19 protein-coding genes and 1 riboswitch are annotated in these 21,446 nt (G+C 32.3%); all 19 genes read right to left on the bottom strand.

Going from position 1 to position 21,446, the window contains the following annotated elements; translation table 11 throughout:
* Positions 1-3: 3 nt before the first annotated feature.
* The 19 genes from FLAK523_RS11520 to FLAK523_RS11430 all read right to left on the bottom strand — a co-directional run bounded on the left by FLAK523_RS11520 (position 4) and on the right by FLAK523_RS11430 (position 21,367).
* Positions 4-2,031: a hypothetical protein gene (locus FLAK523_RS11520; protein ID WP_248903525.1), complete on the bottom strand. Its 2,028-nt coding sequence runs from the start codon at positions 2,029-2,031 to the stop codon at positions 4-6.
* Positions 2,032-2,114: 83 nt separating this feature from the next.
* Entirely contained in the window at positions 2,115-2,861 is a 747-nt protein-coding gene (gene fabG / locus FLAK523_RS11515) for a 3-oxoacyl-[acyl-carrier-protein] reductase (protein ID WP_248903523.1), read from the bottom strand.
* 185 nt (positions 2,862-3,046) lie between these two features.
* Positions 3,047-4,369, bottom strand: a complete 1,323-nt coding sequence (locus tag FLAK523_RS11510) for a Na+/H+ antiporter NhaC family protein (RefSeq protein ID WP_248903520.1) — start codon at positions 4,367-4,369, stop codon at positions 3,047-3,049.
* 58 nt (positions 4,370-4,427) lie between these two features.
* A riboswitch (SAM-I-IV-variant riboswitch) is annotated at positions 4,428-4,524 on the bottom strand.
* A gap of 117 nt (positions 4,525-4,641) precedes the next feature.
* Positions 4,642-5,070: a hypothetical protein gene (locus tag FLAK523_RS11505; protein WP_248903518.1), complete on the bottom strand. Its 429-nt coding sequence runs from the start codon at positions 5,068-5,070 to the stop codon at positions 4,642-4,644.
* Positions 5,071-5,156: 86 nt separating this feature from the next.
* Complete coding sequence (gene sucD / locus FLAK523_RS11500) at positions 5,157-6,029, bottom strand: succinate--CoA ligase subunit alpha (protein ID WP_248903515.1); 873 nt, start codon at positions 6,027-6,029, stop codon at positions 5,157-5,159.
* 85 nt (positions 6,030-6,114) lie between these two features.
* Positions 6,115-6,477, bottom strand: coding sequence for a nuclear transport factor 2 family protein (locus FLAK523_RS11495; protein ID WP_248903513.1), 363 nt, complete (start codon positions 6,475-6,477; stop codon positions 6,115-6,117).
* A 1-nt stretch (position 6,478) separates the two neighbouring features.
* Positions 6,479-7,408, bottom strand: a complete 930-nt coding sequence (locus tag FLAK523_RS11490) for a UDP-3-O-(3-hydroxymyristoyl)glucosamine N-acyltransferase (RefSeq protein ID WP_248903511.1) — start codon at positions 7,406-7,408, stop codon at positions 6,479-6,481.
* Between the two features lie 70 nt (positions 7,409-7,478).
* A complete protein-coding gene (gene efp, locus FLAK523_RS11485; RefSeq protein ID WP_248903508.1) occupies positions 7,479-8,045 on the bottom strand; it encodes an elongation factor P in 567 nt (188 codons plus the stop codon).
* Between the two features lie 56 nt (positions 8,046-8,101).
* Positions 8,102-8,887 carry an acyl-ACP--UDP-N-acetylglucosamine O-acyltransferase gene (lpxA, locus tag FLAK523_RS11480; RefSeq protein WP_248903506.1) on the bottom strand — a complete coding sequence of 262 codons (786 nt, stop codon included), beginning with the start codon at positions 8,885-8,887 and terminating at the stop codon, positions 8,102-8,104.
* Between the two features lie 74 nt (positions 8,888-8,961).
* Positions 8,962-10,350 (bottom strand): bifunctional UDP-3-O-[3-hydroxymyristoyl] N-acetylglucosamine deacetylase/3-hydroxyacyl-ACP dehydratase, encoded by a 1,389-nt coding sequence (locus FLAK523_RS11475; protein ID WP_248908093.1) that lies wholly within the window; start codon positions 10,348-10,350, stop codon positions 8,962-8,964.
* Positions 10,343-11,386 (bottom strand): UDP-3-O-(3-hydroxymyristoyl)glucosamine N-acyltransferase, encoded by a 1,044-nt coding sequence (gene lpxD / locus FLAK523_RS11470; protein WP_248903504.1) that lies wholly within the window; start codon positions 11,384-11,386, stop codon positions 10,343-10,345. The genes FLAK523_RS11475 and lpxD overlap by 8 nt, the downstream gene beginning before the upstream one ends.
* Before the next feature lie 131 nt (positions 11,387-11,517).
* Positions 11,518-12,747, bottom strand: a complete 1,230-nt coding sequence (locus tag FLAK523_RS11465) for an HD domain-containing protein (protein ID WP_248903502.1) — start codon at positions 12,745-12,747, stop codon at positions 11,518-11,520.
* A gap of 506 nt (positions 12,748-13,253) precedes the next feature.
* The gene (locus FLAK523_RS11460) at positions 13,254-13,748 is read right to left on the bottom strand and encodes an SRPBCC domain-containing protein (protein WP_248903500.1); all 495 of its coding nucleotides are present in this window, start codon (positions 13,746-13,748) and stop codon (positions 13,254-13,256) included.
* Positions 13,749-13,968: 220 nt separating this feature from the next.
* Complete coding sequence (locus FLAK523_RS11455; RefSeq protein ID WP_248903497.1) at positions 13,969-14,433, bottom strand: GNAT family N-acetyltransferase; 465 nt, start codon at positions 14,431-14,433, stop codon at positions 13,969-13,971.
* A gap of 124 nt (positions 14,434-14,557) precedes the next feature.
* A complete protein-coding gene (locus tag FLAK523_RS11450) occupies positions 14,558-15,136 on the bottom strand; it encodes a protoglobin domain-containing protein (RefSeq protein WP_248903495.1) in 579 nt (192 codons plus the stop codon).
* 101 nt (positions 15,137-15,237) lie between these two features.
* Complete coding sequence (locus FLAK523_RS11445; protein ID WP_248903493.1) at positions 15,238-15,582, bottom strand: DUF4242 domain-containing protein; 345 nt, start codon at positions 15,580-15,582, stop codon at positions 15,238-15,240.
* A 270-nt stretch (positions 15,583-15,852) separates the two neighbouring features.
* The gene (locus tag FLAK523_RS11440) at positions 15,853-16,062 is read right to left on the bottom strand and encodes a hypothetical protein (RefSeq protein ID WP_248903491.1); all 210 of its coding nucleotides are present in this window, start codon (positions 16,060-16,062) and stop codon (positions 15,853-15,855) included.
* A 108-nt stretch (positions 16,063-16,170) separates the two neighbouring features.
* Positions 16,171-16,539, bottom strand: coding sequence for a lipocalin family protein (locus FLAK523_RS11435; RefSeq protein ID WP_248903489.1), 369 nt, complete (start codon positions 16,537-16,539; stop codon positions 16,171-16,173).
* A 166-nt stretch (positions 16,540-16,705) separates the two neighbouring features.
* Positions 16,706-21,367: an AAA domain-containing protein gene (locus FLAK523_RS11430; RefSeq protein ID WP_248903487.1), complete on the bottom strand. Its 4,662-nt coding sequence runs from the start codon at positions 21,365-21,367 to the stop codon at positions 16,706-16,708.
* Positions 21,368-21,446: the final 79 nt, after the last annotated feature.

Genomic DNA, 21,446 nt, shown 5'->3' with positions numbered 1-21,446 from the left:
GTGCTACAACATACCATTGTATTTCCTTACAAACCATTCTACAGCAAGAGTAAAAGCAATCAACACTAACAACCATATCCAGTCAATAAAAGGGGTTTTGGTAACATTGTTTTTTTGAACGGCTTTGTAACTTTCATCTTCTAAAAGTACTTTGATTAAATCAGATACCTGATTTGGCATAAATACTTTTCCTTCTGTTTGGGATGCCAGCTGGTTTAACTTTGTCAAATCGGGATTTACAAATTGTTTTTCGATTTCAAAATCCAATATGTCGAGATGACTGGAATAACTTGTTTTAGAATTCAGTTCTTTTACAGTAAACTGATATGAACCCGCAGGGAATCCGTCAAGACTGACTTTATACGAATTATTTTCTTTCAACAAATCGTAGTTTTTAGTTTGCTTCGTTTTGATATTGGTAATAGAAATAGTCAAACGTGCTTTCTCATCAAACTCATAATTCTTGTTGAAATATTGAGCCGTAATTTCAATTGCCTCTCCTGAATTATAAAAACTTTCGTGATTGACCACTAAGGATTTTTTGGAATTATTAGAAGCCAAAAACTGTATCGTCTTATCAATGAAAACATCATATTCGTCATATGACTGTTTGTCAACATTAGTTTTCATTCTCCACTTCCAGCTATTTTCACCCAAAAGAAAAGCCGAACGTCTGCCCTGATTTTCGGCGAAAGCCAATAAAGGGGAATTGGTATCTATATTTCTTATTTTCGAAGAAAGTAAAACCGAAACATTACCTGTGGTACTAACCGTACCATAACCATTTTCCAAAGGCGGGAAATTCTCAAAGCCAATATTGTCAATAGCAAAAAGATTGAATTGCGAGTTGAATTGAGCCAGATAATCTTCCTTTTGGCCGCTTATTTTAAAAACTAAATTTCCTTGTTGCTGATTCAAAAAGTTAAAATCAGTTTTAGTTCCAGTGATAATAAAAGTGTTTATTCCTGCTGATTTATTATTTTCAAAAACAGTTTGAAAAGCTGCTGTTGGTTGGTAATAAATCAATACATTGTAATCCGATAAAGATTTGATATCGTTAGGTTTAACAATGGTTACTTTGCGTTGTGCATTAGATTCAATCGAACGTTTCAAAGCACCAATATCAGGATGGTTTATAGCCGAAACAATTGCAACATTTGTTTTTTGATCCAGTACTTCCACAGCAAATTGTTTACTGTTATTGTAATTGTTTTTTTCTTTTTCAGGAGATAAAATAGTCGCTTTAAAAAACTGAGTACCAACTTTATCGGCCGGTAAAAGTACATTTAAAACTGCCGTTTTTTTAGAAGGAGAAAAAGAGACACTTTGCTTACTCAAAACAGAATTCCCTTGCGAGATACTAAAACTTGCCGTTACGCTTTTGTTTCCTGAATATTGTAAAAAGACTTCTACAGGAAATTTGTTTTTGTAAAAAGCGTATTTGTTTACATTCAATTGATTTATTTTCAAATCTAGGAAAGCAGTTGTATCTCCCACAACTAAAGGGTACACTTTTTTAGCCGAATCAAAACTGAAAACATAATCATTACCCGTAGTTTGATTTCCGTCAGTAATAATCACTGTTGGGAAATCAATATTTTTATTAATGCTTTTCAGGTTTTTAGATATGTTATCTAGATTAGTTTGTTTGCCCTTAAAATCAAATTGTTCTGATTGCTGAAATTCACTATCAAATTGATACGATTGAATCTCAAATTTATCTTTTAATTCTGAATTCTCGGAAACTATTCGATACAACTCCGTAGCCGTTTCCTTCCCCTTCAAAAAATCTATTGAAATGGAATTATCTACAACAATTGCTAGTGGAGTCTTAACGATTTCTAGCGTATTTCTAGTCATCATAGGATTAATCAGCAAAACCAATAACCCGAAAATAGACAGAAAACGCAAAAAAGCCAAAAACAAATTCAGCTTTGAATTGTTTTTGGCTTTGTAATAATATTGAAAAAACGATAAACCACCAGCTATTAACAATGAAAGAACAAGCAATAGAGTTGTATTTAAAGTCATATCGTTTTTATTGAAAGATTGAAAGATTTAAGAATTTAAGCTCTTTGAATCTTTCAATTATTTAATCATTTAATTTTTGAATACTAAGTAAGCATTCCTCCACAAACATTCAATACTTGTCCAGAAATATAAGCACTCATATCTGAAGCTAAGAAAAGACAAGCGTTAGCAACATCTTCAGTAGTTCCACCACGTTTCAACGGAATACCGTCTCTCCATCCTTGAACCACATCGTCATTTAATTTTGCAGTCATTTCAGTCTCAATAAATCCAGGAGCAATCGCATTACAACGAATGTTACGAGAACCTAATTCTAGAGCAACCGATTTAGTGAAACCAATAACTCCAGCTTTGGAAGCTGCATAATTCGTTTGACCCGCGTTTCCTTTCACTCCTACTACAGAGCTCATATTGATGATAGAACCAGAGCGTTGTTTCAAGAAAGTTCTTTGAACCGCTTTAGTCATATTGAAAACCGACTTTAAATTAACGTCGATAACTTTGTCAAAATCCTCCTCAGACATACGCATTAGCAAGTTGTCCTTAGTAATTCCAGCATTATTGATTAAGATATCTACAGTTCCAAATTCAGCAATTACAGCATCAACCATAGTTTGTGCTTCATTGAAATCTGCTGCGTTAGACTGGTATCCTTTAGCTTTTATTCCTAAAGCGTTCAATTCGTTTTCTAATGCCAAAGCTGACTCAACAGATGAACTGTAAGTAAAAGCAACATTTGCTCCGTGTTTTGCAAAAACTTCTGCGATTCCTTTTCCAATTCCGCGACTTGCGCCTGTTATGATGGCAACTTTTCCTTCTAGTAATTTCATATTCGAAAATTAGTTTAATTTTTATTTGAAGCTATTCCTGCTATTCACTTCAATCTTTTATGTTTAAAAGAAAAACATAAAAGGATTTCCGCTACTATCAGGGCTATCTTAGAGTCGTCAAATATAGAATAATTCCTTTTTTAAAAAAAATTTCAAATTCAATAACATTGTAAAATGAACCGATTCTAAATATCTAAGAATCGTTTTACTAATTTATCCCAAAAAGAACTATAAATCGCTACCAAAGTAAAAATAAATAAAAACAAGTGATACCAAGCATTACCAAGTAAATCCATAAAATCAAGTTTGCCATTTGCAAAACTTAAAATCAACAGTACTTGTGCTCCGTAAGGCAAAATCCCTTGAATAACACAGGAAAAAATATCAAGAATTGCCGCCGTTTTTTTGGGACTCAAATGATATTCATCATTTATTTCCTTGGCAATTCCTCCCGTGATTACAATTGACACGGTATTATTGGCTATAGCCACATTAGTAAAACCAACCAAGGCTCCTATCCCCGCTTGCGCTGATTTTTTACTTTTAATGCGTTTTTTTATTTGGTGCAATAAAAAATCAATTCCTCCTGCTTTATCTACCATTGCCGCCAATCCTCCTGTAAGCATTGACAATAGAAATATTTCAGTCATACTGGTGAATCCTTCATATATTTTTTGTGCAAAAACCATCAAGCTAAAATGATTTCCAAAATAACCTATCACTCCAGCCAATACTGTCCCAATAATCAAGGTAGAAAAAACATCAACCCCCACAAGAGCAAGGACAATAACTAAAACATAAGGAACAATAGTTATCCATTCAAAACTAGTCTTAGCAATCGCTACAGCAGTTATATCTGAGTTTAAACCCAAATAAAAGAACACCAAAATAGTTATAATGGCTGCAGGAAAAGCAATGAATAAATTTATTTTAAATTTATCTTTCAATTCACAGCCTAATGATTGTGTAGCTGCAATTGTAGTATCGGAAATCATCGATAAATTATCGCCTAACATAGAACCACCTAGCAAAGCACCTGCAATAAGGGGTAATGAAGCTCCACTAGAATTAGCCAAATCTACCGCTATAGGTCCAATAGCAACAATAGCGCCTACAGATGTTCCTGTAGCAGTTGATAGAAAAGCAGCTATTAAAAAGATCCCTAAAGGAAAATAAGCAACATCAATAGTATTAATTCCAAGACTTACAACAGCATCAACACCACCTGTAGCTTTACTAACTACCGCAAAAGCTCCTGCCAAAAGATAAATCAAACACATCGTAATAATTTTGCTTTCTCCACAACCTGCAATCAAAGTGGCTACTTTTTCATCAGCCGAACTTTTAAATAGTATAAAAGCAGCTATAATACCAATTAACACAGCAATTGGAGCTGGGAGAGCATAGAAGTCATCAAGCCAAATACCGGCTCCTAAAAAAGTAAAAATAAAAATCAATAAAGGGATTAAAGCGTAAGCACTTCCAGTTTTTTTCAATAAATGTGTCATAAATCAGTTTTATAATGAATTGATTATAACGAAAAACTACAGCTAATAAATGGGAATGTAAAACAACATTTTTTCCAAAGGATTTGGCTTATCGTTTTAGCACCTTGCTCGTTGTTGCAGGTTGCTATCTCTTTATGAGATTCGTGATAACGGCTGCAAAAGTACTTATTATTTTATTATAAAAAATATTTTGAACAAAAAAAAACGGCACATAAAAATGTGACGTTTTAAATATAATATACTGAATAGTATACCTTAATTATAAAAAATAATTAAAAGGCAACATTCCATCTTGGTAATTTTCCGTTTGCATCCATGAAATTTTGCAAAACTTGTCCTTCAACTGATGTTGGAATAGCTTTAGAATCATCATTGAAAGTTTCAAACCAAAGTACTTCAAGTCTTTCTATGTTTTCTAGTTTCATTTGTGCTGGCCAAGAATATTTTCTTCCAGTCTTTGCAAATTGGTGACCGTTTACAATTTTTTCAAATAAACCACCATTTTTACTTTTCAAAGTACCATCATTTTGAACAGTTCCTGTAGAACCTACCATGATTAATTCTTTATCATCTCCATTTATAGCGTTAACAATGAATACACCACTTCCTGAATCGGATGCTGTACATACTGCTTCTAAGCTATCGTCTTGAGCAAAAGTAAAACTCCCTTTTACTGCAAATTTTTCTAAATCTTTATACATCTTCTTTTATTTTATAATTAAACAAAATGCCTCACTAATACGTGAGGCATTTTTATAATAAGTAAATATTACCGCTAATTTTTCAATTAACCCAATACTTCTTTTACTTTTTTACCAATTTCAGCTGGAGAATCAACAACGTGAATTCCACATTCTCTCATGATTTGTTTTTTTGCATCAGCAGTATCGTCAGAACCTCCAACGATTGCACCTGCATGTCCCATTGTACGTCCTGGAGGAGCTGTAACTCCTGCAATGAATCCTACTACTGGCTTACGGTTACCGTCAGCTTTAATCCAATGTGCAGCATCTGCTTCTAATTGACCACCTATTTCACCTATCATTACGATACATTCCGTTTCTGGGTCATTCATCAACAATTCTACTGCTTCTTTAGTAGTTGTTCCAATAATAGGATCTCCACCAATACCAATTGCTGTAGTAATTCCTAATCCTTGTTTTACAACTTGATCAGCAGCTTCATAAGTTAAAGTTCCTGATTTAGAAACAATACCTACAGTTCCTTTTTTGAAAACGAAACCTGGCATAATACCAACTTTAGCTTCACCTGGAGTAATAACACCTGGACAGTTAGGTCCAATTAATCTAGCGTTTCTTTCTTTTACGTAAGCATTTGCTTTAATCATATCTGCAACAGGAATTCCTTCTGTAATTGCAATGATTACTTTAATTCCAGCATCAGCAGCTTCCATAATTGCATCAGCAGCAAAAGCTGGTGGTACGAAAATGATAGTTGTATCAGCACCTGCTTGTTCTACAGCGTCTTTTACTGTATTAAAAACGGGACGATCTAAATGCGTAGAACCACCTTTCCCTGGAGTAACACCACCAACAACGTTAGTACCGTACTCAATCATTTGAGAAGCGTGGAAAGTTCCTTCACTTCCTGTAAATCCTTGAACAATTATTTTGGAATCTTTATTAACTAAAACACTCATGATATATATTTTATGTGATTTTTATAAATTGTGATGCAAAAGTAAGGTTTTGTAAATTATTTTGACGATTTTCTTATCAAATAATTTAGGATAATTGACTCATTTGATATCCACGATACAATTTATTGTCTTTTATTTCCCAAATAGCAATAAAATGTGCCAATAACATTTCCTCTCTTGGGTTTTCAATTGTCTTGACAAAATGAGAATAACGAACAGATACCATATCATTTTCTGCAATGATATGACTAATTCTAACTTTAGACCGAATATAAGCTTTCGCTAATTCTTCTGAAAATTCGATTAAAGCATTATAATCCATTTGAACAAATCCTTTGCTGCTATTCCAGTCTAAAACGACATCCGAATGTAAATATTCTTTCAGGATTTCGCTATCTATAAGAGCATCCGATTTGTAAAAATTTTGAACTAGTTCTTTTGTAGACATACTATTTTAATTTGATAAGTATTTCAGGTATCTTTTTAATATTCGCCAATTGTTTTAACTTTTCTCTTGACTCTTGGATAGGAGTCCCAAAATAACTCTTCCCTCCTTGTACTGATTTAGTAACTCCTGTTTGTCCAAGTATTACCGCTTTTTCACCTATCGTGATTCCGCTTGTAGTTCCTACTTGTCCCCAGATTGTTACTTCGTCTTCAATGATTACACATCCTGCAATTCCAGTTTGTGAAGCAATCAGACATTTTTTTCCAATTACGGTATCATGTCCAACATGGACTTGATTGTCAATTTTAGTTCCCTCTCCAATAGTAGTGTCACCAGTAACTCCTTTGTCAATAGTACAAAGGGCTCCAATGCCCACGTTGTCTTTAACAACTACTCTACCACCCGAAATCAACTGATCATAGCCTTCAGGACGTTTTTTGTAATAAAAAGCATCTGCGCCTAGAATAGATCCTGCATGAATAATTACATTGTCTCCTAATACCGTATAATCATAAAGGCATACATTAGGGTGAATAATACAATTTTTCCCTATGACAACATGATTACCAATAAACACATTAGGCTGAATTATAGTGCCCTCTCCTATTATAGCTGAAGTAGCTATTGCCGAATTTGTGGACTGAAATGGTTTGAAATGATTTGTAAGCGTATTAAAATCTCTGAAAGGATCATCTGAAATCAATAATGCTTTTCCCTCAGGGCATTCCACTTTTTTATTAATTAAAACAATGGTTGCAGCTGAATTTAATGCCTTATCATAATATTTTGGATGATCTACAAAAACAATATCTCCTTTTTCAACAACATGAATTTCATTCATCCCAGAAACCGGAAAATCAGTATCACCAACAAACTCACAATTAAGTATAGCAGCAATTTCTTTTAAGGTAATTGTTTTTGAAAATTTCATAAATTTTGGTATTCAGTAAAAAATCCTAAGTATTCAGTCTAATTACAAACTGAATACTTAGGATTATAAATTATTCTTTTACACGTTCCATATAAGAACCTGATGCAGTATCAATTTTAATTTTATCCCCTTCATTGATAAACAAAGGAACGTTTACAGAAGCTCCAGTTTCAACAGTTGCTGATTTTGTAGCGTTTGTAGCTGTATTTCCTTTAATTCCTGGTTCAGCATAAGTAACTTCTAATATAACTGAAGCTGGCATATCTACTGAAAGAGGCAAGTCAGTTTCAGTATTAATACTTACCATTACATTTTCTCCTTCTTTTAATAAACCTGGAGAATCTAAGATGCTCTTATTCAAAGAAATTTGTTCGAATGTTTCCGTGTTCATAAAATGAAACTCATCCCCTTCTGGGTATAAATACTGAAATTTATGATTTTCCACTCTAACTTCTTCAATTTTATGTCCTGCAGAAAATGTATTGTCCAATACCTTTCCATTAGTTAAACTTCTTAATTTAGTTCTTACAAAAGCGGGTCCTTTTCCTGGCTTAACGTGAAGAAATTCAATGATTTTATAAATATCGTTATTGTACTTAATACACAATCCGTTTTTAATATCTGATGTAGATGCCATATTGTTGTTTTTTTATTTTTAATTTTATTTTGTGACTACAAAAACTTTCGATTCAACTAGAAATTACTTGAATACCCTTTCATCACTCCTCGAGATGAATTCCTGATGAAGTCTAGTATTTCGTCACGTTCCGGAGTAGCTTCCATCTCGGCTTCTATAATACCTATTGCCTGCGTTGTATTATAGTTTTTCTGGTATAAAATTCTATATATATCCTGTATTTCCTTTATCTTTTCGGTAGTGAAACCTCTTCTTCTTAATCCTACTGAATTGATACCCACGTAAGACAAAGGCTCTTTTGCAGCTTTTGTAAATGGAGGTACATCTTTACGAACCAATGAACCACCTGAAATCATGGCATGATCTCCAATGTGAATAAACTGGTGAACGGCAGCCAAACCACCAATAACTGCATATTTACCTACAGTTACATGACCAGCAAGAGCAACACCATTAACAATTATGGCGTTATCGCCAATGTGACAATCGTGTGCAATATGCGCAGTAGCCATAACTAAACAATTATTTCCAAGTGTCGTTTGCCCTGAAGCAATCGTTCCTCTATTGATAGTTACACATTCTCTAATGGTACAATTGTCTCCAATTATAGCCAAAGAATCTTCACCTCCAAATTTTAAATCTTGTGGAACTGCAGAGATTACTGCACCGGGAAAGATATTACAGTTTTTCCCAATTCTCGCGCCCTCCATAATAGTAACATTAGAACCAATCCAGGTTCCATCACCAATAACTACATTATTGTGAATGGTTGTAAAGGGTTCGATGACAACGTTTTTGGCGATTTTCGCACCAGGATGAACATATGCTAATGGTTGATTCATCTGCTTTTATTTTATTTTTTAGTAATTCGAATAAAACCCTGAAATAAGAAATTTCAAGGTTTTACAAGCTGAATTTATTGTTTTTTTGCAATTTGTGCCATTAATTCTGCTTCTGCCACTAATTTTCCGTTAGCGTAAGCATTGGCCTGCATATGGCAAATTCCTCTTCTTATAGGTGAGATTAAATCACACTTAAAGATTAGAGTATCACCTGGTAAAACTTTATGTTTGAATTTAACATTGTCAATTTTCATGAAATACGTTAAATAATTCTCTGGATCTGGAACAGTACTCAATACTAAAATCCCTCCTGTTTGTGCCATTGCTTCCACAATTAAAACTCCAGGCATAACCGGTGCTTCAGGAAAATGACCTACGAAGAAGTTCTCGTTCATAGTTACATTTTTCATCCCCACCACATGTGTATCCGACATTTCGATAATTCTGTCAATTAACAAAAATGGAGGTCTGTGAGGAAGTACAGCCATAATTTTGTGAATATCCATCAAAGGCTCTAGGTTTAAATCATAAACAGGAACAAAATTTCTTTGTTCGATTTTAATGATTTTAGCCATTTTCTTGGCAAATTGTGTGTTTACAAAATGTCCAGGTTTGTTAGCGATAACTTTCCCTTGAATTTTTGTTCCAATTAATGCCAAATCACCTACTACATCAAGTAGTTTGTGTCTTGCTGCCTCATTTGGATAATGAAGAGTTAGATTGTCTAAAATTCCATTTGGTTTAACTGTAATCGTCTCTTTTCCAAAAGCTACTTTTAAGTTTTCCATTGTAGTTTCAGATATTTCTTTATCTACATAAACAATCGCATTATTCAAATCGCCACCTTTAATCAGGCCATTATCTAAAAGTGATTCTAATTCATGTAAGAAACTGAATGTTCTTGATTCTGAAATTTCAGTTTTGAAATCGGCAATGCTTTTCATTGTAGCATTTTGAGTTCCAAGAATTTTAGTTCCAAAATCTACCATAGTAGTTACACTATAGTGATCGCTAGGCATAATTAGAATTTCACTTCCGCTTTCTTCGTCGGTAAATGAGATAATTTCTTTTACAACATATACATTTCTATTTGTACCTTGATCTTCAAAACCTGCTTTTTCAAGAGCTTCTACAAAATATTTAGAAGAACCGTCCATTATAGGAAGTTCAGAAGCATTCAATTCTATGATAACATTATCCAAATCGCAACCTACAAGTGCTGCTAAAACATGCTCAGGTGTTTGTATTTGTACACCTAGTTTTTCAAGATTTGTACCTCTTTGAGTATTAACTACATAATTAGCATCGGCTTCTATTACTGGAAGTCCCTCAAGATCTACACGTACGAAAGTAAAACCATTATTGACTGGAGCAGGTTTAAAAGTCATTTTCACTTCTCTACCTGTGTGTAATCCAACTCCTGTTAGCGAGATTTCTGCTTTGATGGTCTTCTGTTTAACCATTGTTTCCATTTTTTTGGTTTAATATTATTTTTTTTAATTTCTCTATTTCTGTAACGATTTTAGGCAAATTCCTGAAATGCACATACGATTTACTATAATCATTGTATGCAAATGCTGGACTTCCCTGTAAAATTTCATTGTCTTTTACATTCCTGCCTACACCAGATTGTGCTTGTATGCGAACATTATTCCCAATGGTTAAATGTCCTGCAATACCTACTTGACCTCCTATCATTCCATTTTTCCCAATTTTAGTAGAACCTGCAATTCCAGTTTGTGCGGCGATAACAGTGTTCTCCCCTATTTCTACATTATGGGCAATTTGAATTTGATTGTCTAGTTTTACTCCTTTTCTGATAATTGTAGAGCCCATTGTAGCTCTATCTATTGTGGTACAAGACCCTATATCCACATCATCTTCAATAATGACATTTCCTATTTGGGGTATTTTTTTATAGGTTCCATCAGGACTTGGAGCAAATCCGAAACCATCCGAACCTATAATAACTCCTGAATGTAGTACACAATTATTACCAATTAGCGTATCTGAATACACTTTTGCACCAGCAAAAATAGTAACATTATCTCCAATGATAACATTTTCTCCAATAAAACAATTAGGATAAATCTTTACATTGTTACCTAAAACTACGTTAGACCCTATGTAAGCAAAGCTTCCCAAATATAGATTCTCTCCATATTTAACGTTTTCAGAAATTACTGAAGGCTGCTCTATCCCGTTTTTATTTCCTTTTGCTTGATCATAAAATTCCAATAATTTAGAAAATGACATATAGGCGTCTTCTACTATTATAAGAGTTGTTTTTAATGCTGATTCTGGCACAAAGGTTTTGTTCACAATAGTAATTGTAGCCTCAGTGGTATAAATAAAATTATTGTATTTAGGATTTGCCAAGAAAGTTAACGAACCGTCTTTCCCTTCTTCAATCTTAGATAGCTCGAATACTTCAGCATTGGGATTCCCAACAACTTCACCTTCTAAAATCCCCGCTATTTGTTCTGCTGTAAATTTCATTTTATCTAATACTGTATTTTTAAAGGCATAAGATGAAACTCATTATTTAAAGTTCTCTTAAAATTTAACAAAAATGGATTAACTTGTTTCATTCCGACAAAAATATAAAAAAATAGATTTTAAATCTTCATTTATACAAGTTGTTTTGGGAAACAGATGTAATATTTGGTTACCAATTTAGATAATGATTTTAAATTCAGCTGGTCAGATGATTCTATGACATCCTCGACAGTCCTGTCTTTTTTCAATATTCGTATCGGTTCAGCTTCCTTGCTATACGCTTGATTTTTTATTTTTCCTTTGAATATAAAATAATTTGTTTCCACTAAACTTATATTGTTTTCCAATGCAAAACGCTCTTTTAAAGGGTTTAACTCTTCAATATTAACTTTTTCATTGGTCAATTTTATCTTCAATAAATCCCTGTTAATTATCATATTGCTCAAGGAGGATAAAATGAAATCATCATGACGCTGCCAAGTTTTCAAGGCACTTATAATATCAAAATCATCCAATTGAGAGAACAAATCAAGGTTTTTTGTGTCGAAAGTTTCTAAGGTAATTCGGTTGTTCAAGAAAAACTGCAGCGGTTCACTACAAGGTAAGACCACTCCTTTTAAAGTCAGTTCTTTGGCGCGTTTCAAGATTCGGGTTAGAATCAATTCAGCCACCAAACTGGTTTTGTGCAAATAAGCCTGCCAGTACATCAATCGTCTGGACATCAAGAATTTCTCTACGGAGTATATTCCTTTTTCTTCGATTACTAACACATCGTCTGCCACATTCATCATTTGGATCAATCGCTCCGAGTTGACGTTCCCTTCTGCCACACCTGAATAAAAGCTGTCGCGTTTTAAATAATCCATTCGGTCCATATCCAGTTGACTCGATATCAGCTGCAGCATAAATTTTCTATGGTAATCTCCTTCAAAAACCTGAATCGCTAAACTAAGCTGGCCTTTGAATTCTATATTTAAATGATGCATAAACAACAAGGAAATTTCCTCATGATGTACATCTTCCACAATGCTTTTTTCCATAGCATGAGAAAACGGTCCATGACCTATATCGTGTAATAAAATAGCAATGTATAGAGCATTTTCTTCCTCAGGAGAGATAGAAACTCCTTTAAAACGCAAAACATCAACCGCTTTTTGCATTAAATGCATACAGCCTAATGCGTGATGAAAACGAGTGTGATTAGCTCCAGGATAGACTAAATAAGATAATCCCATTTGGGAAATACGTCTTAGTCTCTGAAAATAAGGGTGTTGTATTAAATCGTAAATTAAGGCATTCGGGATGGTAATAAACCCATAAATGGGATCATTGAATATTTTTAGTTTATTGATTTGAATCACTATAACTTTTTTTTAGGTGAACAAATATAAGGAAATTAGAGGGAATAATGAAAAGTGATTTAGAAGGAGCTTTTGAGTAGCAGAAAGCCTTGTGTTCAGTATTGAAAATGGCTTTAGTAAGAAATGACAAATTTCAGATTCATAGAAATAGACACAGGCATCCGTAAGCATAATTTCTGCTTTTTGATGACTGGGATTGTGTTATGTTTATTTGGATTCTAAAACTACTTTCGTGGCTTAATGAGTATTTCTCATTATGTTGAAAATGTTTTTTAGTATAAATGAAAAATGCGAATCAAGGGTTCGAATGTGCCTATCGGCACTAAATATTGGTAGAAAACATCAATTGAAACGAATTTAGCGTGCCGTAGGTACGCAACAAAACGATAGGTATTGCGTACCTACGGCACGCTAATAAATTTCGAACCTAATTACTACCAATATTAAGTGCCTAATGGCACAAAACACAGGCTTTCAACCCTTGATTCGTATGAGAATCGAATTATTTAACTATTTATCATTCCTTTGAAATTCGGGTTTTTATTCCTTAAATCCACTCCGCCTTCAAAAATAGACTTTAAGTTCAGTAGATAAAAAGACCAACCCGATTCACAACCCAGGCGGATATTGCGTTTTGATTTATCATCTGTTGGAATGTCTTTTTGGGTAAGTTCAACAATCACATAATCTCCTTCTTGTTCTAGCTCGACATCAACAAGGCATTCACCGGCAAAGGTAAATTGTAAATGATCTATACCATTAGCTTTAGTGACTTTCCCTTTTTCAATTCCGTCAAATAAAAACCAAGACCATTCGTATTTGTCTTTTTTTGATATGCTTTGATTGCGATCCAGAATCCCTTTCTCCTCTCTTAAAAATACCGCTTTACTCAAAAACCAACTTTCTAAAGTCATTGATTTTGTCCAAGCTTCATAAATTTCCGAAAGTGGCGCTTTTACCGCAATTTTTTTTGTGAATTTAGTCCAGTCAAAATTTTCCATAGCTTTTGCTGTTTTTAATTTAATATTCTTTTTTTATCGAATCGTAAACTAAGTAAGTCGAAAGTTTAAACGTCATAAAGTCAAAAGGAGCAATATTGCAAACAGTAGTTTAAAATCAATCTGTTGCGTCATTTTGTCTAATTTTAAAACACGACATTATACAATGGTTGTTACTTATATAGCTAAGTTAGTCATTTATACACAACTGATTTATAAAGTATTAACTTATATTTAATTCCATTTTACAATCAGCAGTTAGAAATAATGCTTCGGTTAAAGGGATTTCCATAAACCCAAAACTTTTATATAGCTTAATGGCACTGACTAACTTGGTATTGGTTTCCAAAACAATCTTTTTTGCGCCCAGCTGATTGCATAATTCCAGAATGTGAACCATTAGTTTTCTTCCAATACCTAATCCTTGATACCTCTCGTTCACTCCAAGTTTTAATATTTCAAAACAATCCTCTTCTATTTTTATCAGTCCAATTGTTCCTACAACCGTATTGTCATAATGTGCTAGAAATATAAAGCCTCCTTGGTCTAAAATCACTTCTTTTGGATGGTCTAACATTGGCATATCAGCTTCTTCTAACAAATCATATTTTTCTAACCATTCGATAGAAAGATTCTTGTATTCCTGGTGGTATTTAGGATCGTATGGAGCAATGTGTACTTCTGACATTAAATCGTATTATTGGTTTGATTATGTTGGTAAGATATAAAAAAAGCCACAACTTCTGGGCTGTAGCTTCTTCTTGAATATAAAACAAAACCATTTATTTCTTTTCTTCGAAATAGAAAATAAATTAAAATTCATTTTCGTTAATATAGGGATAAGTCCAAAGAATTACTGTTAGCGTCACCGCTTTGAACCAGGCCGAATACATGGCTTCCACTGTTTCTGTATCGTGTCCTTTTTTAGACAGAAACCCTTTGATGGTGGCTGTTATTGGATAAATGAAAGCCGTCATATAGCGATAATGTATAATGGGAACTGTGTCCACACCATCTGTTTTATTTTTCTTGGTACTGTGGTGTCTCAAGGCAATTTCGTGCTGATAGTTTAGCCAAGTCTGGTCATACGGTTTGTTGCATAAATCCATTATCCATTGCCCAAATCTGGCTCTTACAGCTGTGAGATACTCCATATTAGGCTTCTCGTTTTTGCCAAAATAATGAAGTAAATGTTCGTTTCCGCCAACGAAACCATACCAAAGATCCAAGACCTCATTGGTTTGATCTTTCAGCACTTCGCCTACCAAACGCAGGTTTTTTTCGTCTTCTGCAGTAAATAGAACCGTTTTTTTAAGCAGTTCCAGTTCAGCAATACTTACTGGGGACTGCCCTACTTTACCGTAGTCATACCCTTTGATTTGCTCTTCCATTTTATTTAAAATTTAATTAACGAATGAAATTAGTAGACACGAAATTCAAACAATTATATTGTGACAACACTTTGTTTATTATCAAAGAATCTAACACAAGATTAATTTGCCGTTTCAGGATTAATTTCAGCGAAAACCTCACTGATACTATCTGCCGGAAATCCTCCTAATTTAGCGTGTTCTTTTACAATTTCCTGGTTTTTAGCATCGTAAACACAGTAAATTTTATCTTTAGTTACAAAACTATTTACCCATTTAATATCCGAACCCATTTTATTGATTACTTCATTTGAAGAATGGGAAATATTTTTTAACTCTTCAGGAGTATATTTACCTGCACCCGGAATTTCTCTTTCAATTACATACTTAGGCATAACATTTCCTTTTTTGATACTTATCGAAGATTGAGAATCGGCCCGTTTTTTAAAATGGTATCTGGTTTCCATTTTTATTTTTAATGAACCTAAAGTTAATCAATATCTAAGCAATAATTACTCACATAGCATTCATTATCAATTATTTAACACTAATTCAATTGCTAAACATTTGTTGGTGATTTTAAATCACATTATGATAAAATAGGTATAAAAACAAAAAACTACAGCAAAATTGAATTTTGCTGTAGTTTTTTGGTTAAAAATCTTGATGTGTTTATTATAGTTTTGGGAACAACTGTTTTAAATTCCGAATTTATTTAAGCCGTTGAGTTCACTTCTTTATTCCTTCGTAATCGTTTCTGCTTTTTTAATGTCTAAGTACGATTTCATAAACAATACTGCTATCGCCAATCTAAACAATCGATACACCCAAATATTAACTTCCCAAAAGAACAATTTATGTGTCTCTCCAGTATCAAATAATGAGTTGATGAACGAAACCAAAAATAAAATAGCGAGCACTAAGTATATGTTTTTTGACATTTTCATAAAAGATGATTTTCGGTTTTGTTTTATTGAGGTTGCGAGATTCACAATCAATATTATTAGGTTAAGACAATGATAGCTTGGATGTTAATACAAAGCAATTAGGGATGTTTACATTTTCTTCATTAAAAATTCGCCTAACCCTAATTTAAGAACCAATCTTGTTGCTGTCAATTCGAGAATGCTCATTTCAAATTCTTCTGCACCAGTATCTAAAATTATGTCTTTTGAATTATCTGTAAGTTTCCATTGTCCTTTTTGGTTTTGTCCCATTACAAAAGCCACAAAGTCTCCGTTTTCTTCAAACTCAAATGTCATTTTATTAATGATATATGAATTTAAGCTTTTTTTTCCATCTTTATCGATGCCTTTATTCAAGGCTTCTTTAAAGACCCATTTTCCCTTAAGTAGTTCAGAGTTTTGAGCATTAGAAGTGGTGTAAAACCCTATCAAGACAAATAATAAAATTATTCTAAACATTGTTTTTTTATTGTTGGTTATTCAAAATACAATCTGATATTCCCGTGTTTATAGCTGTATAGGAGACACTGAAACGAATATTTTCGGTTTAACGAAACTTGATACGAAACGGTAATTCCACTAAATTCCAGCTATATAAAAATGGCTGTTATGTGCAGTTTATTTTTCATTCTGTTGTGTTTTCGGTTATCCATTGAATTAAGTCTGAACTTACTTTTGAGTTTTTATAAAACCAATCTGTACTTTGTATTCTAAAAAAACGCCATCCTGCTCTTTCTAAAATGAGTTGACGGTTTATGTCTTCTTGTATTTTTACAATTCCTGAATGATATGTAAAACCATCACATTCAATCGCTATTTTTTTATTGTTTATTATTAGCCCAAAGTCTATACAATATTTTCCGACTTCAAATTGAGGAAATAAATAATCTCCAAATCCATTATTGTAGAGTAGTTTACAAACACTTTTTTCAAAGTCTCCTGAATTTGCATCTGTCTTATTTAAAAGTGATTGCAAATTTTTTGTTGTAGTAGGTTTGTTCGTTTGATTTTGAATATTGGCGTAATAATCTATTAATTTTTTTCTGTAACAATCAGAGTTCATAATTCCAACTGCGTCAGGATGAATACTATGAATAACAACAGATTTTTCTTTTGCTCTACTTGCAGCAACATTAAAAATTCGCATATATTCTTCAGTTGTTGCTGCTCTTGGTGGTTTAATTTCAAAGCGATTTTCTTTTTCAACAATACTATGGCTGGCTGTAATTGTCATATACATAATATCCCTTTCATCGCCTTGAAATTCTCTGGATGTCCCAATTAATAATTCAAGTTTGTCTTCAAATTGTTTTATAAGTTCATTCTGTGATATTTGACGAATGAGTTGATATTGGTGTTTTATATTACTGCTGTCTAAAGTCAATATTCCAATGGTCGGCAATCTTTTAATTTGCTGTGCTTGAAATTGATTAATGTAATTTTCAATTTCGTCAATTACTTTTTGTACAATTAATGGTTTGTATTCATCGTCTAAATTATCTTCAACATAATGAATTTCTATTGGTTCTCCGAAAGTTTTTTCAGTCGCTGTTTTTAGTGGAACAATATCAGAATTATAGACGTACTTGTTTGAATAACCAATAATTTCGGGCAAACATCTAAAATGTTCCGTGAGCGTTACAATGTTTGGATAAATAACTCCACTAATTGTGTAAATACTGTTGTTTTTATTATTTACATCAAATTGGGTTTTAAATCTATGAGATATTAAATATTTGTCAAGAAGTTCATTTGTTCTATCAATAGTAAATAAACTTCTGTCTGCAACTACAGAAGTTTGATTTTCATCGCCTACAATTAAACATTTTTTGCATCGAAAAACTAAATTCAAACTACTTATATCACATTGACTCGCTTCATCGATTATCAATAAGTCAAATTGTTCAGGTGAAGCATCAGGAAAAAATGTAACTGCTGTATCTTGTGGCATAATCCAAATAGGAACAGCACCTTTTGCTACTTGCATATTTGTTATTGCTGATGCAATATTTCTTGCTGTATTTTTTCCGTAACCTTTACCAATGTTAATTAGGTCATTTAGCCAAGCATTTAAAGCGGCTTTTTGTGTGTCACTAACTTTTTTAGACTTATGATACCAAGTTTTGTATGATATTGTCTCTGCTGTTTGTTTTTCAATACTTAGTTTCAAAGTTTGAAGATTGGCTAAAAGTTTTTCCGAACCATTTGTTTGTAATGTTACAAAAGTTAGAAAATCATTTAGTTTTAAATTGAAAATATCTAATTCGATTATCTTTTTATCAATCGTGTATTGGTCATCAATTAGACATTTGTTTTTTACGAACAATGCTGTTTGAGGAAGTGTTTTGCCGATTTCGTTTAAGAGTTTTTCAAACACCAATGATTGACTTTGTTTATCTCTGCACTTTCTATATTCGTCTATATAGAGTTCGTAACTTGCTCTGTCCGTATTTTCAATTGCGTCTGCAATTTTGTAAATTATAGGATGTGGTTTTGAATGAGTAATTAATTTCTGTTTGGTTTCTTGTAAAAAGGTTGAGATAGAAACAAAATCAGCGTAATAATTCACATTCTTGATGTAGATTATTTTTTCTGCTAAATCGTCTGATGTAATTGAAACTTGTGGTAAATTTCTTGTTTTTAATTGCGAATTAAATTCAGTTATTTCTTTTGCAAATTCTACTGTAAAATCAAGTTCTTTTAATGTTTCTTGAATATTATTTTGCTTTGTTATGCCAAAGCCATTTAGATATTTATTAAAAGTTATAGAAAGTTGTTTTAAACATTTTAATCTATTTATCTCGATTTCTAAAATTTTGAATTGGTCAATTTCAGTTACTGGATTGAAATTCAACTTACACTCAAAAAAACGTTTTAATGGTTTATCTAAAGTGTTTTTAGTAAACCAATTAAGTGCTTTATTTTGACCAAATTTTACAATTATTTGATTTATTTGCTGATGTAAAATGTCAGCATCTGTATCTTGAACTGCTGACAAATCAATTTCGTAAGACAAAAGTTTGCTATTTGCAACTTCAATCTGTTTTCTTAATCCAGCATTTTCGTTTAAGATATTAACTAATACATCAATCCTAAAATTAGGATGCTTGTATACCTGTTCTGCAATTAAGTTTGTTTTGAATGTTCTAAAAATATTTTCGTAATTGAGAATAATATTTTTTAGATTTTCGTCTATTGAATTTGTTGGAATGTTAGTGTAATCTAATGGATTAATTTTTTCGTTAATTTCCTTTAGCTTAATATCATATTTCCTAATCTCATTTAAGTCAATAAAAGTATCATCATTTAGAAACTGAAAGTTTATTAAATCAAAATCATCTCTTTTGAGATTGTTTCCAATTGCTACTAAGTCAACTAATTTTTCAGCTACTCCATTTGTTTCTGTTTCATAAGAAACGGTATCTTTTAATAATTGATTTTCGTAATTTGTTTGTTCAAAATGGTAAACAGCCCAATCGTAAGCTGATTTATTTTCAAGTTCTTTTGTGATTGGGTTGAAAATATTAAGAGTTAAAGTATTCGCTTGAACAGCTTTATATATTTGGATTAAAGTGTTCGCATAATTACTTTCTAAATTGGTTAATTGCCGTTCTAATTCTGTAACTTTTGTTTCTTCATATCTTTGTGCCAAATTTCTAATAATAGCATTAACAGAGCCTTTTAAACTTTCATTTCCCTTTCCTTCATTTACTAAAGAAACTGCAAGTTCTTGAATTCCACTTGGTAATTTATCTTTTAATACGCTTAATGCTTTAGCATTATGTGAAACTACAAGTATAGATTTTCCTTGTGCAACAAAGTGCGAAATTAGGTTTGCAATTGTATGACTTTTACCTGTTCCTGGTGGTCCTTTTACTGTTACTGCATCTTGCTCGTTTAATCGTTTTGCAATTTCAAATTGTTCTTCATTGTAAGGTAATGGAAATAAGGAACGATGTTTTACTTCTCCAAAATCAGCTAATTGAGATTTGCTTTCATTATTTTGAAATTGGTTTGTGTTTGATTGTGTTTCTGTTTCAATTTCTAAACCATCTATTGAAAATAGTTTTTTGAAAAAATCTGGAATTAGTTGAAGATTTCCACTTGCTTGTAATTCATTTATTTTGTTGATTATATTATTTGCATCTTTTGAAATAGCAAGTTTACTTTCAACAATTTTGGTTTGAATTATTGGCGAAAAACTAAAAGTTAATTGATTTTCAATTGGTGTTTTTTGAAAAGAATAATTTAATGTTTCTTCATTGAAAAAGGCATATTGTTTTTTAGTAAAAACGCTTAATATTTCTAAACCTTTGTCAAAATATTCAGTTCTTATAAAATCACTTTCAAAAATAAATTCACGTTGCTGTGAATTGAAACTATCGATATTTAGTAAAACATCTTTTTTGCGTTCTTCAATTATTAATTGATTTTCATTTTGAAAATGATTGTCTAATAATTCTACAAAAAATTGTTCGCAAAATATTTTACTTGAAAAAGTGTCAAATTCTAATTTGAATTCTTGGCTTTTAAGAGTTAGTTTCAATGGAACATTAAAAAGAAAATTTTTATAGTCTTGGTTTCCAATTTTTCCACAAACTAAACCAAATGATATATAAATTCTTTTGTTGTCTTTCCCTTTTAATTCATAATGTAGCGTATGTAAGGCATCGTAAATTCGATTTGTCTTAAAAGGCAGTTCAAATTTTTGATAGAATTCAGAAAATTCCTTTTGAAAGTTGTTTGCTACTCTTGATAGTGTTGGATTGTTTGCAAGAACTATTTTGACTTTTAGCTCTGGTTTTCGCAAGAATTTGTTATCTGTTAAATCAATCCAATCAACTAAAGAATTTGGTAAAGATAAATCGAACAAAGACGTTAGTCTTTGTTCCTTGTATTTTTCTAAATCATTTATTCTTTGTGTTGACTGTTCAAATTTTTCAACTGTTTCAATTTCTTGTTTAATTGTAAGTGTTGGAATTTCGTTACTTCTATTAATTTCAATCCAACTTTCGAGTTCTTTTGGTTGTTTGGGTTCATCAGGTATTGCAATTCGCTTTAACTTTAATAAAAAGTCAAGTGGATTTAGATTGTTGTTAATAGCTAAACTAAATTCTGCTATATTTTTTTGCTCACATTTTTTAGCAAGTGTCAAAAGTTCTCCAACTTCCCAAAAGTTTATATTCTTCGTCTTTGGATTGCTTTTGTCTTTTTCAAAGTCAAAACAAGTGTCCGATGAATTGTACAAGTCCCTTATATAGTAAAATAGATTTTGTAATGGCGTCATACTTTTTTCTCTGAATGTCAGTTAATGTTGGTCGTCTCGGTTAAATTGCACATAACGTTCTCGCGCCTTGCGCCGTTTG

The organism is Flavobacterium sp. K5-23 (assembly GCF_023278045.1).
Taxonomy (GTDB): Bacteria; Bacteroidota; Bacteroidia; order Flavobacteriales; family Flavobacteriaceae; genus Flavobacterium.
The sequence above is the reverse complement of the archived record's forward strand: the minus strand, read 5'-3'. Positions and strand labels throughout refer to the sequence as shown.

What these genes read in the sequence shown, in the direction of transcription:
- FLAK523_RS11520 (WP_248903525.1), bottom strand. Translation starts at nt 2,031, where the DNA reads ATGACTTTAAATACAACTCTATTGCTTGTTCTTTCATTGTTAATAGCT.
- fabG (WP_248903523.1), bottom strand. Translation starts at nt 2,861, where the DNA reads ATGAAATTACTAGAAGGAAAAGTTGCCATCATAACAGGCGCAAGTCGC.
- FLAK523_RS11510 (WP_248903520.1), bottom strand. Translation starts at nt 4,369, where the DNA reads ATGACACATTTATTGAAAAAAACTGGAAGTGCTTACGCTTTAATCCCT.
- FLAK523_RS11505 (WP_248903518.1), bottom strand. Translation starts at nt 5,070, where the DNA reads ATGTATAAAGATTTAGAAAAATTTGCAGTAAAAGGGAGTTTTACTTTT.
- sucD (WP_248903515.1), bottom strand. Translation starts at nt 6,029, where the DNA reads ATGAGTGTTTTAGTTAATAAAGATTCCAAAATAATTGTTCAAGGATTT.
- FLAK523_RS11495 (WP_248903513.1), bottom strand. Translation starts at nt 6,477, where the DNA reads ATGTCTACAAAAGAACTAGTTCAAAATTTTTACAAATCGGATGCTCTT.
- FLAK523_RS11490 (WP_248903511.1), bottom strand. Translation starts at nt 7,408, where the DNA reads ATGAAATTTTCAAAAACAATTACCTTAAAAGAAATTGCTGCTATACTT.
- efp (WP_248903508.1), bottom strand. Translation starts at nt 8,045, where the DNA reads ATGGCATCTACATCAGATATTAAAAACGGATTGTGTATTAAGTACAAT.
- lpxA (WP_248903506.1), bottom strand. Translation starts at nt 8,887, where the DNA reads ATGAATCAACCATTAGCATATGTTCATCCTGGTGCGAAAATCGCCAAA.
- FLAK523_RS11475 (WP_248908093.1), bottom strand. Translation starts at nt 10,350, where the DNA reads ATGGTTAAACAGAAGACCATCAAAGCAGAAATCTCGCTAACAGGAGTT.
- lpxD (WP_248903504.1), bottom strand. Translation starts at nt 11,386, where the DNA reads ATGAAATTTACAGCAGAACAAATAGCGGGGATTTTAGAAGGTGAAGTT.
- FLAK523_RS11460 (WP_248903500.1), bottom strand. Translation starts at nt 13,748, where the DNA reads ATGGAAAATTTTGACTGGACTAAATTCACAAAAAAAATTGCGGTAAAA.
- FLAK523_RS11455 (WP_248903497.1), bottom strand. Translation starts at nt 14,433, where the DNA reads ATGTCAGAAGTACACATTGCTCCATACGATCCTAAATACCACCAGGAA.
- FLAK523_RS11450 (WP_248903495.1), bottom strand. Translation starts at nt 15,136, where the DNA reads ATGGAAGAGCAAATCAAAGGGTATGACTACGGTAAAGTAGGGCAGTCC.
- FLAK523_RS11445 (WP_248903493.1), bottom strand. Translation starts at nt 15,582, where the DNA reads ATGGAAACCAGATACCATTTTAAAAAACGGGCCGATTCTCAATCTTCG.
- FLAK523_RS11440 (WP_248903491.1), bottom strand. Translation starts at nt 16,062, where the DNA reads ATGAAAATGTCAAAAAACATATACTTAGTGCTCGCTATTTTATTTTTG.
- FLAK523_RS11435 (WP_248903489.1), bottom strand. Translation starts at nt 16,539, where the DNA reads ATGTTTAGAATAATTTTATTATTTGTCTTGATAGGGTTTTACACCACT.
- FLAK523_RS11430 (WP_248903487.1), bottom strand. Translation starts at nt 21,367, where the DNA reads ATGACGCCATTACAAAATCTATTTTACTATATAAGGGACTTGTACAAT.